This window comes from Proteus sp. ZN5 (assembly GCF_011046025.1).
In the GTDB taxonomy this organism is placed as follows: Bacteria; Pseudomonadota; Gammaproteobacteria; order Enterobacterales; family Enterobacteriaceae; genus Proteus.
Genome location: NZ_CP047639.1, coordinates 3345775 through 3361946, shown reverse-complemented (window position 1 = coordinate 3361946; position 16172 = coordinate 3345775). Strand labels below are relative to the sequence as shown.

12 protein-coding genes are annotated in these 16172 nt (G+C 37.2%); 6 read left to right on the top strand and 6 right to left on the bottom strand.

Annotated elements, in window-relative coordinates; translation table 11 throughout:
• The first annotated feature begins 75 nt into the window (after nucleotides 1-75).
• The 5 genes from serS (at nucleotide 76) to allD (ending at nucleotide 5524) form a co-directional block, all read left to right on the top strand.
• A complete protein-coding gene (gene serS, locus GTK47_RS15535) occupies nucleotides 76-1365 on the top strand; it encodes a serine--tRNA ligase (protein WP_165124818.1) in 1290 nt (429 codons plus the stop codon).
• A 304-nt stretch (nucleotides 1366-1669) separates the two neighbouring features.
• Nucleotides 1670-2656 (top strand): ATP-binding cassette domain-containing protein, encoded by a 987-nt coding sequence (locus GTK47_RS15530; protein WP_165126687.1) that lies wholly within the window; start codon nucleotides 1670-1672, stop codon nucleotides 2654-2656.
• Between the two features lies 1 nt (nucleotide 2657).
• Nucleotides 2658-3344 carry a methionine ABC transporter permease gene (locus tag GTK47_RS15525; protein WP_165124815.1) on the top strand — a complete coding sequence of 229 codons (687 nt, stop codon included), beginning with the start codon at nucleotides 2658-2660 and terminating at the stop codon, nucleotides 3342-3344.
• A gap of 48 nt (nucleotides 3345-3392) precedes the next feature.
• Nucleotides 3393-4217 carry a MetQ/NlpA family ABC transporter substrate-binding protein gene (locus GTK47_RS15520; RefSeq protein ID WP_165124812.1) on the top strand — a complete coding sequence of 275 codons (825 nt, stop codon included), beginning with the start codon at nucleotides 3393-3395 and terminating at the stop codon, nucleotides 4215-4217.
• 257 nt (nucleotides 4218-4474) lie between these two features.
• The gene (gene allD / locus GTK47_RS15515; RefSeq protein ID WP_165124809.1) at nucleotides 4475-5524 is read left to right on the top strand and encodes an ureidoglycolate dehydrogenase; all 1050 of its coding nucleotides are present in this window, start codon (nucleotides 4475-4477) and stop codon (nucleotides 5522-5524) included.
• Nucleotides 5525-5610: 86 nt separating this feature from the next.
• Here the strand turns inward: allD and GTK47_RS15510 are convergent, their stop codons facing one another.
• The 5 genes from GTK47_RS15510 to ycaO all read right to left on the bottom strand — a co-directional run bounded on the left by GTK47_RS15510 (nucleotide 5611) and on the right by ycaO (nucleotide 13343).
• Nucleotides 5611-6498, bottom strand: a complete 888-nt coding sequence (locus tag GTK47_RS15510) for a BPSS1780 family membrane protein (RefSeq protein WP_165124805.1) — start codon at nucleotides 6496-6498, stop codon at nucleotides 5611-5613.
• Nucleotides 6499-6872: 374 nt separating this feature from the next.
• Entirely contained in the window at nucleotides 6873-7613 is a 741-nt protein-coding gene (pflA, locus tag GTK47_RS15505) for a pyruvate formate lyase 1-activating protein (RefSeq protein ID WP_160230116.1), read from the bottom strand.
• A 108-nt stretch (nucleotides 7614-7721) separates the two neighbouring features.
• Entirely contained in the window at nucleotides 7722-10004 is a 2283-nt protein-coding gene (gene pflB / locus GTK47_RS15500) for a formate C-acetyltransferase (RefSeq protein WP_165124802.1), read from the bottom strand.
• 54 nt (nucleotides 10005-10058) lie between these two features.
• On the bottom strand, nucleotides 10059-10913 hold the full coding sequence (focA, locus tag GTK47_RS15495) for a formate transporter FocA (RefSeq protein ID WP_075673549.1): 855 nt from the start codon (nucleotides 10911-10913) through the stop codon (nucleotides 10059-10061).
• A 672-nt stretch (nucleotides 10914-11585) separates the two neighbouring features.
• The gene (gene ycaO / locus GTK47_RS15490) at nucleotides 11586-13343 is read right to left on the bottom strand and encodes a 30S ribosomal protein S12 methylthiotransferase accessory factor YcaO (RefSeq protein WP_165124799.1); all 1758 of its coding nucleotides are present in this window, start codon (nucleotides 13341-13343) and stop codon (nucleotides 11586-11588) included.
• 228 nt (nucleotides 13344-13571) lie between these two features.
• Here ycaO and ansB point away from each other — a divergent pair, with 228 nt between their 5' ends.
• The gene (ansB, locus tag GTK47_RS15485; RefSeq protein ID WP_206535863.1) at nucleotides 13572-14609 is read left to right on the top strand and encodes an L-asparaginase 2; all 1038 of its coding nucleotides are present in this window, start codon (nucleotides 13572-13574) and stop codon (nucleotides 14607-14609) included.
• A 68-nt stretch (nucleotides 14610-14677) separates the two neighbouring features.
• On the opposite strand, the gene GTK47_RS15480 is transcribed toward ansB, so the two are convergent.
• Nucleotides 14678-16108, bottom strand: coding sequence for an MFS transporter (locus GTK47_RS15480; protein ID WP_165124796.1), 1431 nt, complete (start codon nucleotides 16106-16108; stop codon nucleotides 14678-14680).
• Nucleotides 16109-16172: the final 64 nt, after the last annotated feature.

Below are 16172 nucleotides of genomic sequence, written 5' to 3'. Positions count from 1 at the left end.
GCCTTGTCTCAGATATCTTTTTTATAAGATAGGAGAGAAGGTTTTTATTAATCTATCAATAAGCACAGGATAAGCATGCTCGATCCAAATCTACTGCGTAATGAGCTAGACGCGGTCGCCGAAAAACTGGCTCGCAGGGGGTTCACCCTCGATGTGGAAAAAATCCGTCAACAAGAAGAACGCCGTAAGGTGTTACAGGTTGAAACTGAATCCCTGCAAGCAGAACGTAATTCTCGATCGAAGTCCATTGGTGCGGCAAAAGCGCGTGGTGAAGATATTGAGCCACTTCGTCAAGAAGTTAACCTGTTAGGTGAAAAACTTGAAGCTGCAAAAGCCGAACTTGAAGTGCTTCAAGCGGAAATTCGTGATTACGTTTTAACTATTCCAAACATGCCAGACGATGCTGTTCCAAATGGCAAAGATGACAGCGAAAACGTTGAAGTTTCTCGTTGGGGCAAACCAAAGACTTATGATTTTGAATTAAAAGATCATGTGACTTTAGGTGAACTAACAGATGGTTTAGATTTTGCTTCTGCGGTTAAAATCACTGGCTCACGTTTTGTTGTAATGAAAGGTCAAATTGCACGTCTACATCGTGCTATCGCACAATTTATGCTGAATCTGCATACAGAAGAGCATGGCTACCAAGAAATGTATGTTCCTTACTTGGTTAACCACGCAACTCTGTACGGTACAGGCCAGTTACCTAAATTTAGTGAAGACTTATTCCACACTAAACCGTTAGAAGAAGAAGCAGAAAGCCAATATGCGCTTATTCCAACAGCGGAAGTACCTGTGACAAATATGGTAAGAGATGTCATTCTCGAAGAAGACGATCTACCATTGCGAATGACTGCGCATACGCCTTGCTTCCGTTCAGAAGCGGGTTCTTATGGACGTGATACTCGCGGCCTTATTCGTATGCACCAATTTGATAAAGTTGAACTGGTTCAAATCGTTCATCCTGAAAAATCAATGGAAGCATTAGAAGAGCTAACGGGTCACGCTGAGAAAGTGCTGCAACTACTGAATCTACCATATCGTAAAGTTGTGCTTTGCACTGGTGATATCGGTTTTGGCGCTCGTAAAACATATGATTTAGAAGTATGGGTTCCTGCTCAAAATACTTACCGTGAAATTTCTTCATGCTCTAACTGCTGGGATTTCCAAGCACGTCGTATGCAAGCACGCTTCCGTTCTAAAGGTGACAAGAAAACTCAACTTGTTCATACCTTAAATGGCTCAGGCTTAGCAGTAGGTCGTACTTTAGTTGCAATTATGGAAAACTATCAAATGGCTGATGGCCGTATTGAAATTCCAGAAGTATTACGTCCATACATGAACGGTTTAGAATATATCGGTTAATTATTCTTTAATTAATTGAGTATTAATAATTTAACCCTCTGCTTAGGCAGGGGGTTTTTTATTATTCACAATAAATATTTATTACTATCAATTTATTTTTCGGTGGTGATTAAATCCATATAGTAAAACAATCACAAATTAAAAATTCAACAATAAAGGTAGTAGAAATAATTTAATTCTAAGGTATGCCATTTTTGTTTATCACATTTTCATTCCCTGCTTGACAATACCTCTCATTAACATTAATTTGGATTTCTAGATGTTTAGCCGTCTAGATTTCTATTTAATAAGTGAGTTGATTAAAATGATAACACTAAAAAATGTCAGCAAAATTTATCAGCGAGGGAAAAAGCAAACTGTTGCTGTTGATGATATTAATTTAAATATCGAGCAGGGAGATATCTTTGGCATTATTGGTTATAGCGGTGCTGGGAAAAGTAGCTTAATTCGTTTATTGAATCGTTTAGAGCCTGTAACAAAAGGGGAAGTGATTGTTGGCAAATACAATATTACCACTAGCAGTGAACGTGAGATCCGTAAAATCCGTCACTCAATTGGTATGATCTTTCAACATTTCAATTTGCTGTGGTCACGTACTGTTAGAGAGAATATTGAGTTCCCGCTCGAAATTTCAGGATTAGATAAGAAACAACGTTTTCAACGTGCGAGCGAATTAATGGAGTTAGTTGGGCTTGCTGATAAAGCCGATGAATATCCATCAACATTAAGTGGTGGACAAAAACAACGTGTTGGTATTGCTAGAGCATTAGCAAATAACCCTGATGTCTTATTATGTGATGAAGCAACATCTGCATTAGATCCGAAAACAACACAAACAATTTTAGCTCTACTTGCTGAAATTAATAAAAAAATGAACATTACAATTGTGTTGATCACGCATGAAATGCAAGTTGTAAAAGCGATATGCAATAAAGTAGCCGTTATTGAGCAAGGAAAAATAATTGAACAAGGCAAAGTGGTAAAAATCTTTAACCAGCCAAAACATAAAGTGACACAACAGTTTTTATCACAATCAGTACATGTAGCAGATAACAGTGATGATATTGATAATATAAAGCAGCAAAGCACAGTAATAAAACTGTTACTGCAAGAGGGTAAAAAATATGACTATTTACTTTATGATTTAATTTCTAAATTTAATGAACCTATTAATTTAATAAAAGGTAGTTTTTCGCAAGAGAGTGGGTTTATTTATTTACAGTTAAATAATAAATCGGATGAAATTATCCAATATCTTGAGAATAATAAATTTGATATAGCGGTCGTGTGATATGGATGAAATACAAAATTGGATTAATAGTTATTTACCTCATTTAAAACTCAATGTATTAGGTGAAGAAACATTAAATACATTATATATGACACTTGTTTCTGGTGCATTATCTTGCTTATTAGGGATCTTAATTGGTGTCGCATTATTTCTAACGGCAAAAGAGGGATATAAAGAGCAGGTTTCTATATATAGAACACTCTCATTTATTGTAAATATTTTTAGAGCGGTTCCTTTTATTATTTTAATTATCTTATTGTTTCCTTTTACTAAATTAATTGTGGGAACCATATTAGGTGTTAATGCAGCACTACCTGCATTAGTGATTTCAGCTGCTGCTTTTTATGCTAGGTTGGTTGAATTAGCATTACGTGAAGTTGATAAAGGTGTAATAGAAGCAAGCCTCTCAATGGGCGCTAATTTACCAACACTAATATTTAAGGTGTTATTACCTGAATCTTCGCCAGCTCTTGTTTCTGGTTTAACGGTAACATTGATTTCTTTAGTGGGTGGAACAGCTGTTGCCGGTGCAATAGGTGCGGGTGGATTAGGTAATTTGGCTTATTTAGAAGGGTTTCAGCGCAGCCATCTTGATGTAGTTTGGATTGCGACATTAGTGATTTTATTTATTGTGTTATGTATTCAGTTATTGGGAGATAGTGTTGTAAGAAATATAGATAAACGCTAATTAAAAAATACTTCAATTAAAAATCAAATTTAAAATAAGGTTATAACAATGAAATTAACAGTATTTAAAAAACTGGGATCACTGCTACTTATTAGCCTAGCGCTCTCTGCTTGTAAACCATCAGATGAAAAATCAGAAAATAAATTAATTATCGGTGCATCAAGTACACCTCACGCGGAAATTCTGGAATTTATTAAACCACAATTAGCAAAAGAAGGATTAGAGTTAGATATTCGAATTTTTAATGATTATATTATTCCTAATCAGGCATTAGCGGAAAAAGAATTAGATGCAAACTTCTTTCAACATGTCCCTTATTTAAATAAAACACTTGCCGATCACCCTGATTGGAAATTAGTATCAGCAGGCGCAGTACATATGCATCCATATCGCTTTTTCTCTCAAAAGTATAAAAGTTTACAAGATTTACCTAATGGTGCAAAAATGATAAGTAGTAATAATCTGGCACAACATGGACATATATTAAAACTGTTCCAAGATGAAGGCATAATCAAATTACGAGATGGTATTGATCCTGACGATTCTACAATTGATGATATTGTAGAAAATCCTCGTAATATTAAGTTTTTATTTACCTATGATGGCCCATTATTACCACAAATTTATAAAAATGGAGAAGCTGATGTCGCTTCTATTGATGGACACTTTGCGATTAATGCAGGGCTCGATTTAACCAAAGAAGTTATTTATACAGAGCCTGCCGCTAACAGTAAGTTTGCCAATGTGATTGTCATAAGAGAAGAAGATAAAAACGACCCGCGTATTGCTAAATTAATGGTACAGTTAAAAGCGCCTGAAACCAAAAAATTTATTTTGGATAACTTTAAAGGTGAAGCCGTTCCTGTTCCATAATCAGTCTATTTTTAAATTAATGTATCAAAGAGTGGTGTAAGAAATTATGCCACTTTTTTGTTTATTATAAGGGAGATTATAAAAAGGTTTTTAATAAAGAAATGACTATTTAACAAAAATATAACGCAATCCGCCATTGGTTAAATCGATCACGGCAGATCCTATTTATGCTGTTAAATTAGACCTATCGCTCGAATTTACTTCAGTTATTTTATGACGTTTCTATTTCATTAGAACCCTACAAAAGAGCATATTCTATGATAGTTTCTAAACAGCAGTTACATCAATTAATAAAAAACAAATTACATCATGCAGGATTAAGTGAGTCTCATGCTGATACGGTGGCTGATGTCTTAGTCCATGCTGATGCTAAAGGTATTCATTCTCATGGTGCTGTGCGTGTAGAGTATTATGCAGAGCGGATCAGTAAAGGTGGTACAAATACGGCTCCTGATTTTACTTACACTGAAACAGGACCCTGTAGCGCCGTATTTGATGGTGATAATGGTGCTGGACATGTTGCAGCGAAAGACGCAATGGAACGCGCAATTAAAATGGCACAGGAGAAGGGAGTTGCTGTTGTTGGTGTAAGACGAATTGGTCATAGCGGCGCACTGTCTTACTTTGTTGAACAGGCATCACAAGCGGGTATGGTAGGTATTTCATTGTGTCAATCTGATCCAATGGTTGTTCCTTTTGGCGGCTCAGAGGTGTATTACGGCACAAATCCTATTGCATTTTCTGCTCCAGGCGTAGGTGATAAACATATTACATTTGATATGGCGACAACAGTACAGGCGTGGGGCAAGGTGCTTGATGCACGTTCACGTCATGTCGATATTCCTGATACTTGGGCTGTCGATGAAAGCGGAAAAACTACAACCGATCCTTTTGCAGTAAAAGGGTTATTGCCTATTGCAGGCCCTAAAGGTTATGGCTTGATGATGATGGTTGATGTGTTGTCTGGTATTTTACTTGGGCTTCCTTTTGGTAAACATGTCAGTTCGATGTATCACGATTTAACACAAGGGCGAGAATTAGGTCAATTGCACATTGTTATTAATCCCGCATTCTTTACTGATGCCTCTCTATTTAGAGAACATATCTCACAGGTTATGGGTGAATTAAATGCAATTAAGCCTGCACCGAATGTAAATAAAGTTCTTTATCCTGGTGAGAATAGTCAAATTGAAGAGCAAAGAAGTGAAAAAGAAGGCATTGAAATTGTTGATGAAATTTATAATTATTTAATCTCTGACGCACTTTACAATAAATCTTATGATAATAAAAATCCGTTTGCTGGTTAATGATAACAGCTATTTATTTTAGACAATAAAAAGCAGTAGAACTTACGCTCTACTGCTTTTTTATTTAAGTAAGTTAATGCTAAGAATTAACTTACTAATTTACCAATATTAGATTCAGCGGTTTTATTTAGAGAAATTGTTCCATTTCCACCATTTCCGCCATTATTTCCTTGGCTACCTACATTGTGGTGATAAAAAACGTCACGATAAGAACCATACATCGCAGTGTAAGAAAGAGGAATAGTGATTAATAATCCTAAACCAAATGGAATAACACTAATAGCGATAATAAAGAACAGCAAAATAAAGAAGAAGAACCCACCCGATAAGTTTATTTTTACTGCTGAAAGGCTTGCTTTAACCGCAGGGAGTGCCTTGTAACCATTAACTAATACAAGTGCAGGAACAAACCAATAGGCTGCAGTACTTAACGCACCAAAAATAGCGATAATAACAAAAAATAATGTAAATCCAGATGAGTTTTCTACCATCATTTCAGCAATGATCTCTTCGGGATAATCGCTATTGATAGCATAAAAAATATCCATCATAGCGGCACTGCTGACTAAAATAGCCAGAATAATACCAGCAAGTAAAATGAGAAAACTAATACCGTAAGCACCCATCAAACTAAGATAGCGTTTATTATAGAAACCAACAAATAAGGTATCAACATCAATGCGTTGAGTTTCATACTGCTGATGGGCAATTGCCACAACACCTGCAGCTAATACAGTAGTAACAAAAGGTGAAATGATTGGACCCAATAGCGGAATAAATCCAAGAATAGTTGATATAATAAGACTAACGATAAAGTAGATAATAATAACGCCTATCCACATCCAAAAACGTTCTTTTATTAAATCCCATCCCAGTCCTAACCAGCGAACACCACCTGAGGCGCCTCGCGCTTGAGGAGTAGGCGTAAATACCTCTTGTGGCTCTGTTAGCGATGAATTATTGTCTTGTTCCATTTCCTGTACCTTAATCCCAATATCTTTGTTTATAAAAATAAGCCTTCTATAATATCTTTTTGTTTTGTTATTAATCAACAATATTAAAGCTAATATAGGTTAAGGATAATCTTATAAAGACTGTTTCGGTTTGTTGATAAGTGTGTTTCATATTTAATAATAAAAAACCGAATAAAAAAGAGCGTAAAAATCATTAGTCTTATGAAAAATATATTATTTCTTAGAAAGCATCTTCAAGAATAGAGAGATATAAAATAAGAGGGACGAAGAGAAATGAAAAATAAGGCTTTCTAGTATCGATCTGGTTTTACTTTATAAACAAAAAAGCAGCGCTTAAAATCGCTGCTTCTTAAATTAATATTAAGTAGAATAACTTAATAGATAACTTTATGACCGTAAGACTCAAGAATGGATTTTACATTTTCCATCGTCTCTTTTGACGGTGGGTGAATACCATCTAGTTTGTATTCTTCTCCTAAAGCTACCCATTTATGTTTGCCAAGTTCGTGGTAAGGAAGAAGTTCTACTTTTTCGATATTTTTCATATCTTTAATAAATTCGCCTAAACGATGAGCAGAATCATCATCATCAGACCAACCCGGTACAACCACATAACGAACCCATGTTTTTTGGCCTCGTTTTGCTAAATAACGAGCGAATTCAAGTGTACGCTGGTTTGATACACCAACCAGTTTCTGGTGGATCTCATCATTGATTTGTTTTAGGTCGAGCATCACTAAGTCAGTGGCATCCATTAATTCATCAATAACGGGATCATAACGACGAACAAAGCCGTTAGTATCTAAACAGGTATGGATATTTTCTTTCTGGCAAGCACGGAACCAATCACGTACAAACTCTGCTTGCAAAATTGCTTCGCCGCCAGAAGCAGTAACACCGCCGCCAGAAGCATTCATAAAATGACGATAGGTAACCGCCTCTTTCATTAGTTCATCAACTGTGACGATTTGCCCACCATGAGTATCCCATGTGTCACGGTTGTGACAATAGAGGCATCTCATTAAGCATCCTTGAAAGAAAACAATGAAACGTATTCCGGGACCGTCAACAGTACCGCAGGATTCAAATGAGTGGATACGACCAAGTACGGACATAACAGGGTTACTCCAAAACTGTCTAATAAAAAGGCCCCAAAGTAGGGGCCTTTATTCTAAGCGATTTTATCTACTTTCTCAGTAAATAAATGCATATAGTTATCTTTATTACATTGTTTGTGTAAATGTACGGGTGATAACGTCTTGCTGTTGCTCTTTAGTCAGTGAGTTAAAGCGAACTGCATAACCAGAAACACGGATAGTTAACTGAGGATATTTCTCAGGATCTTCCATTGCTTCTAACAGCATTTCACGGTTCATCACGTTGACGTTCAGGTGTTGACCACCTTCGATGCCAGCTTCGTGGTGGAAGTAACCATCCATCAGACCAGCAAGGTTCGCTTTACGAACATCATCATCTTTACCTAATGCATTCGGTACGATTGAGAAGGTGTAAGAAATACCATCTTTCGCATAAGCAAATGGTAGTTTCGCAACAGAAGTCAGAGAAGCTACCGCACCTTTTTGGTCACGACCGTGCATTGGGTTAGCACCTGGTCCGAATGGTGCGCCTGCACGACGACCGTCTGGAGTATTACCTGTTTTCTTACCGTAAACAACGTTTGAAGTAATAGTCAGGATTGACTGTGTAGGTACCGCATTACGGTATGTACGCAGTTTCTGAATTTTCTTCATGAAACGTTCAACTAAGTCACAAGCGATGTCATCTACACGAGAATCGTTGTTACCGAATTGTGGGTATTCGCCATCAATTTTGAAGTCAACCGCTAAGCCGTTTTCATCACGGATTGGAGAAACTTTTGCATATTTGATTGCAGACAGTGAGTCAGCAGCAACAGATAGACCTGCGATACCACATGCCATTGTACGATATACATCACGGTCATGAAGTGCCATCAGAGCTGCTTCATAGCTGTATTTATCGTGCATGTAATGGATAACGTTCAGCGCAGTGACGTACTGAGTTGCTAACCAATCCATAAAGTGATCCATTTGGTTCATCACGGTATCGAAGTTTAATACTTCGTCCTTGATTGGAGCATGTTTTGGACCTACTTGGATTTTCAGTTTTTCGTCAACACCACCATTGATGGTATACAGTAAGGTTTTCGCTAAGTTTGCACGAGCACCGAAGAACTGCATTTGTTTACCAACAACCATTGGGCTAACACAACATGCGATTGCATAGTCATCGCTGTCGAAGTCAGGACGCATTAAGTCATCATTTTCGTACTGGATTGAAGAAGTATCGATTGAGACTTTTGCTGCGTATTTTTTAAAGTTGATAGGCAGTTGTTCTGACCACAGAATGGTCATGTTTGGTTCTGGTGATGGACCCATTGTGTACAGGGTATTTAAGAAACGGAAAGTATTCTTAGTTACCATAGTACGGCCATCTAAACCCATACCTGCTAAAGATTCTGTTGCCCAGATTGGGTCACCAGAGAACAGCTCATCATATTCAGGAGTACGTAAGAAACGAACCATACGTAATTTCATGACTAAGTGGTCAATTAATTCCTGAGCTTGTTCTTCGGTCAGTAAACCTGCATCAATATCACGTTGGATGTAGATATCTAAGAAAGTAGATACACGACCAAATGACATTGCAGCACCGTTTTGAGATTTAACAGCGGCTAAGTAACCGAAGTAAGTCCATTGTACTGCTTCTTTAGCGTTTTGAGCTGGACGAGAAATATCGTAACCGTATTTCGCTGCCATTTCTTGGATTTGACCTAAAGCAGCGTGCTGCTCTGCGATTTCTTCACGCAGTTGGATAGTCATTTCCAGATCTTCGCCTTTTTCCATTCTTTCTTGTAAAGAGGTGAATTGGGCAAATTTATCTTTACGCAGGAACTCAATACCGTACAGTGCAACACGACGGTAGTCACCGATGATACGGCCACGACCATATGCATCTGGTAAACCTGTTAAAATACCAGATTTACGGCATTTCATGATGTCTGGAGTATAAACATCGAAAACGCCTTGGTTGTGAGTTTTACGGTAATCAGTAAAGATTTTTTTCAGTTCTGGATCCAGCTCACGGTTGTAAGCGTGGCAAGAACTTTCAACCATACGGATACCACCGAATGGGATGATCGCACGTTTCAGAGGTGCATCAGTCTGTAAACCTACGATTTGTTCTAAATCTTTAGTGATGTAACCTGCATCGTGAGATGTGATAGTTGAAGCAACAGAAGTATCAAAATCAACCGGCGCATGCGTACGGTTTTCAATTTTGATGCCTTCCATAACTTGTTCCCAAAGTGTATCAGTTGCTTTAGTGGAACCTGCTAGGAAAGATTCGTCGCCTTCATATGGAGTATAGTTTTTTTGAATAAAGTCACGAACGTTAACACCGTTCTGCCATTCACCTTCAGAAAAACCTTTCCATGCTTCAGCAAATTTTTCATTTAAATCAGACATGATACTTCTACCTTTTTACAATGGAACTTAAGAAATCAGTCATACCTGCACGGATTAATGTTTGTCACCGCGCAGATGCATTAACCAGTATACCAGACCGACTAGGACTGCCCCGCCAATAATGTTACCGATAGTGACAGGTAATAAATTATTAGAGAGAAAATTTGATACAGTTAAATTTGAAAATTGTTCGGATGATGCACCTACTTTAGTCCAGAATTCTGCTGGTGCAAAATTCTTAATAACAATACCTAAAGGAATAAGGAACATGTTAGCGATACTGTGCTCAAAACCACTAGCAACGAACATACCGATAGGTAAAATTAGTGCAAAAAGCTTGTCAATCAGTGTACGACCTGCATAGCTCATCCATACTGCAAGACAAACCATTAAGTTAGCTAGAATACCTAAACAAACTGCTTCAATAAACGTGTGCTCTAGTTTATGTTGCGCAGTTTGTAAAACATTTAGCCCCCAAAGCCCATTTGCTGCCATATGTTGACCAGCAAACCACATTAAGGCGACAAAAAAGAGTGCGCCAACAAAGTTACCAAGATAGACATTTATCCAGTTAGCAAACATTTTGCCCCAAGATATACGTCCGGTTGCTTTAGGTATAATAGTAAGAACAGTTGAGGTGAATAAGTCCGCGCCACAAACGACAACGAGCATTAATCCCAGAGAGAAGCAGATCCCACCGACTAATTTAGCCAGCCCAAAAGGAACAGATGCGGTACCTGTAGTAGCAGTAATATAAAAAACAAAAGCAATTGATATAAACATTCCCGCAGTAAATGCAGATAAGTAAGTCATTGGGATCTGTTTATTTGCTTTATAACAACATGCGTCATCGGCAACTTTTGCCATATCAGCAGGTGATAATAAATTAAAAGGGCTGTCAGCTTTCATACTAACACTCTCTTATATGTTGGAATAATTATAGCACGCAATAATAGTAGCAAAGGGGCTTACTTCTAAAATTGATATGGATCATGGTCGCTCATTAGAATCCCACTTTTAGTGCGTAAAAACCCGCTATTTTAGCTATAACTATTTGATTAATAAAATAAAAAAACTTTTTAAAAATTATCAAAAAATTTTAGACTAGCTGGATAAATAAAGTAAAAAGTAAATATAAAGTATTATTTAAACCCCGTATGTTAAGAATTAAAAATCAAATTTAACGCCTCATTTACTTTTATCATAAATATAAACATTACTTTATTTGTGGTTAATCTTTATTGATTACTCCAGACATATATCCATTATAAAAATAAGGTTTTTTAATTTTTGAGATCTGGTTAAACAAATAGCAATTTAAACTAGAATTAAGTGCTATTCTTAGTGCAAAAATTCAATAAGTATTTATGGTGTCATATTAAATGCCTTAAATCGTCACTTTTGCCATATTTTGACAATTTTGTCAGGTGGCAAATTTGTCATATTGACAAATCTGTCAATATTTTATTTTTAGCAAAATAAAACACTCTACTTTTCAATAGAGTGTTTCAATTTAAATACGCACTTATTATTCAGTTAAAATTAGTTATTATTTAATAAATAACCTTAAACAAAATAGGCTTATTTAGTCGATTGACGTTTTGCTTTCTGCAATTTCTCATAGGCTGCAAGTAACGATTGATGAACAGGTAAATTAGCTAAATCAGGATCAATAGTTTGTAATCCGTAAAATGCTTGTTTACCTTGCATTGCATTTAAGGCCGCTTGTAATGTTTTTTCGCTATACATACGAGAAAATGCGTGCATATATTGTGCTGGTTCACGTTCAGTCTCTTGTTGTAATAATAAGAGATTGTGTAAACAGCGATAATAGTTTTGACGCTCTGGTGTAAATAAAGAAGCATTAAAATCTTGAGTCCATTCAACCCAAACAAGCGCTTGATCAAGATCGCCACCTGCAAGCGCTAACATTGATTTTAATTCACCTACACGTAAATGGCTCCAACCATTATCTTTACCCGGAGCAATACCAATCATCTCTCTGATACGTGTGAAGTCGTCTAAGCCATCTTCATCAAACTGACCAATAAGCGAAAGGTACTCTTCTTGAGTGCCTTGACTTGTTGGTAGAGAAAGGATCGTGTCACGCCAATGTACACCCATAATGTTATTGGCTAACTGTAAATCTTCAGCAGGATAAATATCTGATAAACCAGGCACTAAAATACGGCAAGCGTAAACACCTAAGTGTGAGTAGTCCATGATATAGACTTCTGCATCGCATTGTTGGCAAAGTGACATTAAAGTGTGGAACTCTTCTTCTGTTGTACCACTGAAGTTCCAATCAACAAATGCGTAATCGGCATCTTTTTTAAAGAGATCCCAACTAATTAAACCGCTTGAGTCAATAAAGTGTGTTTCAAGATTAGTGTGATCACCGACTTCTTCATCATCAAAGCTCGGTGGATTAAAGACATCGAGATCTTTAAGACTACGGCCTTGTAATAACTCAGTGACCGTACGCTCTAAAGCCACACCAAAATCAGGGTGAGCACCAAAAGAGGCAAAGCATGTGCCATTTTGTGGATTGAATAATACGACACAAATAACAGGGAATTGACCTCCTAAAGATGCGTCAAAGCTAAAGATTGGGAAGCCTTCTTGCTCTAATGTTTCAATCGCTTCAATAACAGCAGGGTAGCGAGCTAAAACTTCTTTAGGAATTTCAGGTAAGCTAATTCTTTCAGTGATAATGCGATTTTTCACATAACGTTCAAAAACTTCAGAAAGTCCTTGAACGCGCGCTTCATTCTTTGTATTTCCTGCTGACATACCATTAGATGCATATAGGTTAGCAATAATGTTTACAGGAATATAAACAGGCTTTTCATCAGATTGACGTATAAATGGTAGTGCGCAAATTCCGCGATCGTGATTACTTGATTGTAAATCAACTAACTCACTACCACATAACTCACCTTCAGGATCATAAAATTCACGTAAACGTGCATCTAATAAGCCAGCAGGAACAGAATCATCTTCTGTTAGTGGGAACCATTTTTCACTTGGATAGTGAACAAATTCACCTTCTGCAATATCAGCACCTAGCCAGAAATCAGAGAAGAAATAATTGGTTGAGAGACGCTCAAAGTATTCGCCTAATGCGGAAGCTAATGCTGCTTTTTTACTAGCACCTTTACCGTTAGTGAAACATAAAGGACAATCTTTATCGCGAATATGAACAGACCAAACGTTAGGAACAGGGTTTAACCATGAAGCTTCTTCAATGTTAAATCCTAAGTCGGTTAATTTTTGCTGAAAGCTAGCGATAGAATCTTCCAGTGCGGCATCTTTGCCAGGAATAAATGTTTGTGACATGGCAGGTTTCATCAATATTTTGCTGGTGATAGTTAGGGGCACATGATACTGAAATCCCCTGTAATGCACTAATAATTTCTCTCATTTACCCAAGGCTAACTATATTCATCACTCATAATTTATTTGATATATGAATTTTTTTAATAAATTCGTTCGATTTATCACGGAATTAATAATTTTAAATCATCATAATTGGATTTATTTATAAACTCATAAGGGATCAGTTCGATGATGAAAAAAACATTGCTCGCCAGCCTGTTAGCTGTAATCAGTGGTTCTGCTTTTGCCTTACCTAATGTCACCATTTTAGCAACAGGTGGCACAATTGCTGGTGGGGGCGATTCAGCAACAACGTCAAGCTATACCGCGGGTAAATTAGGTATTGATACATTGATTAATGCAGTACCTGAGGCAAAAAAAGTCGCTAATTTAAAAGGCGAGCAAGTCGTGAATATCGGCTCTCAAGATATGAATGACCAAGTATGGCTTAAGCTAGCTAATAAAATTAATGCAGATTGCGATAAAACAGACGGCTTTGTGATCACTCATGGTACAGATACCATGGAAGAAACAGCCTATTTCCTTGATTTAACCACTGCATGTAAAAAACCTGTCGTTATGGTGGGTGCAATGCGTCCTGCAACAGCATTAGGTGCTGAAGGGCCTTTAAATCTATTTAATGCTGTTGTGATTGCGAGTGATAAAGCCTCTGAAGATCGCGGTGTATTAGTGACCATGAATAATGCGGTTATCAGTGGTAAAGATGTTGTGAAAATGAACACAACTGAAGTTCAAGCATTCCAACCTGTTAACGCTGGTGCTCAAGGTTATGTGCATAACGGTAAGGTTCATTATTACGCTGCTGCATTACCTCGTGCAGATAAACCCGCATTTGATGTCAGTAAACTGACTGAATTACCAAAAGTCGGTATTGTTTATAACTACTCCAATGCTTCTAATTTACCTGCAAAAGCCTTTATTGATAACGGCTATAAAGGCATTGTCAGCGCGGGTGTTGGTAACGGTAACTTATATACTGATATTTTTGATACCTTAGCTGATGGCGCTAAAAAAGGAGTGGTGGTTGTGCGCGCAAGCCGTGTACCAGTAGGCTTTACTACACAAAATGGTGAAGTTGATGATGCAAAATATGGCTTTGTTGCATCAGAGCGTTTAAATCCACAAAAAGCGAGAGTGTTATTACAATTATCTTTAACACAAACGCAAGAGCCTGCGAAGATCCAAGAGAATTTCGAAAAGTATTAATTTAAAAGAGTTTGGATAATAACAAGGCCTCATTTATGAGGCTTTGTTATTTTTAAAGCGTGAAATGGCTAATTGGTTTTGGCTCGAGAGACAACAACTCTTGCTGTAAAGAAAGCAATGAATGGTGTTATTGCAAACACAATAAAGAGCCAATGTGCTGCATTTTGAGCACCTATAATACCTCCAGGATCAGTTAATCCAGCCATATTAACCACTGTTCCTGAAATAGATGCACCGACAGCCGTTGAAAATAATTGGATAGTGGTAATGGATGTCGCTGCTTTTTGAGCTTCTTGTCCCTGAGAAACGTGTAAAACACGAGTTAAATAATGAGGCCATGCCATGCCAATTCCAGCACCTGTAAAAAAGAGGGCTATACAGATAATGATAATTTGACCATAAGGGATGGTCAGAGCATTAGAAATAAATAAGCCAAGGATCACAATGGCTGAAAAATTAATCATTGGGCCAAAACGCATTAATCTCTGAGCAGTAGCTTGTTTACTTGATGAAGACATAATGGCAGAGAAAGACCAACCCGCACCCACCAATGCAGCTAAATAACCCGAAAGCAGCGGGGTAATATTATGGATAATTTGCAAGAAATAGGGCACAAAGACTTCTGTTTGTACACTGATCCCTAATAAAGCCATAGTGAGATATATTGGTGCTAATGGTGCAGAAAAAGAAAATGTTCCTTTAGGAAATAAGCCATCATTTGATTTTTTATCAATATTGACTAACAGTAAAATAAAAATCAAAGCAAATATAAAGGATAAGGCGTTATATAAAATAACGTTATAAAGACTACCAATAGAAATAGATAATACAGCAAGCATTAATAAAATTAGCTGTTGATAAGGTAACGGCGCTTTGGTGACAATATTATCAACATTATTTTCGGTAGGAAGAATAGTAAATAATAAAATAGTGTAAGGAATGCCTACAAATAAAATAGACCAAAATGCGCCACGCCAAACATCATATTCAGCAAATATTCCGCCTAGTGCGGGGCCTAATAGTGTTGATATTCCCCACATGCTAGACATTAACGCCATAGCTCTGGACCAAAGTGGTTGAGGAAACATGACTCGGACTAACGAGTAAGCAAGTGCCAGCAGCATTCCTCCGCCAGCCCCTTGAATAAATCGCCCTAAAAGTAATATCTGCATTGAAGGTGCTGTTGCACAAATAACAGAGCCCACTAAAAAGCAAATTGTGGCAAAAAGATAACTATTGCGAGGGGCGAATGCACTCAGTAATCGAGAAGTTAATGCAGAAGAGAGAATTGACGCCAGAATAAAAACAGTGGTGTTCCATGCATATAAATTAAGCCCACCGATATCACGTACAATTGAAGGTAGCGTTGTGATCGTAATATAGACATTTATTGCGTGTAATGCGACCCCTCCTGCTAAAGCGAGCGATTTTAGACTATTTTTTCCATGAAGAAGCATTCCCCAGCTTGCTTCTTCTTTTTTATTTACACTCCCCGACATAAAACACTCCTAACCATTATTTTTACGCGCTGCATATTATGCGTTAGTTCACAATAATCATTGC

What these genes read in the sequence shown, in the direction of transcription:
- GTK47_RS15520 (WP_165124812.1), top strand. Translation starts at nt 3,393, where the DNA reads ATGAAATTAACAGTATTTAAAAAACTGGGATCACTGCTACTTATTAGC.
- GTK47_RS15530 (WP_165126687.1), top strand. Translation starts at nt 1,670, where the DNA reads ATGATAACACTAAAAAATGTCAGCAAAATTTATCAGCGAGGGAAAAAG.
- serS (WP_165124818.1), top strand. Translation starts at nt 76, where the DNA reads ATGCTCGATCCAAATCTACTGCGTAATGAGCTAGACGCGGTCGCCGAA.
- pflA (WP_160230116.1), bottom strand. Translation starts at nt 7,613, where the DNA reads ATGTCCGTACTTGGTCGTATCCACTCATTTGAATCCTGCGGTACTGTT.
- focA (WP_075673549.1), bottom strand. Translation starts at nt 10,913, where the DNA reads ATGAAAGCTGACAGCCCTTTTAATTTATTATCACCTGCTGATATGGCA.
- pflB (WP_165124802.1), bottom strand. Translation starts at nt 10,004, where the DNA reads ATGTCTGATTTAAATGAAAAATTTGCTGAAGCATGGAAAGGTTTTTCT.
- ycaO (WP_165124799.1), bottom strand. Translation starts at nt 13,343, where the DNA reads ATGTCACAAACATTTATTCCTGGCAAAGATGCCGCACTGGAAGATTCT.
- ansB (WP_206535863.1), top strand. Translation starts at nt 13,572, where the DNA reads ATGATGAAAAAAACATTGCTCGCCAGCCTGTTAGCTGTAATCAGTGGT.
- GTK47_RS15525 (WP_165124815.1), top strand. Translation starts at nt 2,658, where the DNA reads ATGGATGAAATACAAAATTGGATTAATAGTTATTTACCTCATTTAAAA.
- GTK47_RS15480 (WP_165124796.1), bottom strand. Translation starts at nt 16,108, where the DNA reads ATGTCGGGGAGTGTAAATAAAAAAGAAGAAGCAAGCTGGGGAATGCTT.
- allD (WP_165124809.1), top strand. Translation starts at nt 4,475, where the DNA reads ATGATAGTTTCTAAACAGCAGTTACATCAATTAATAAAAAACAAATTA.
- GTK47_RS15510 (WP_165124805.1), bottom strand. Translation starts at nt 6,498, where the DNA reads ATGGAACAAGACAATAATTCATCGCTAACAGAGCCACAAGAGGTATTT.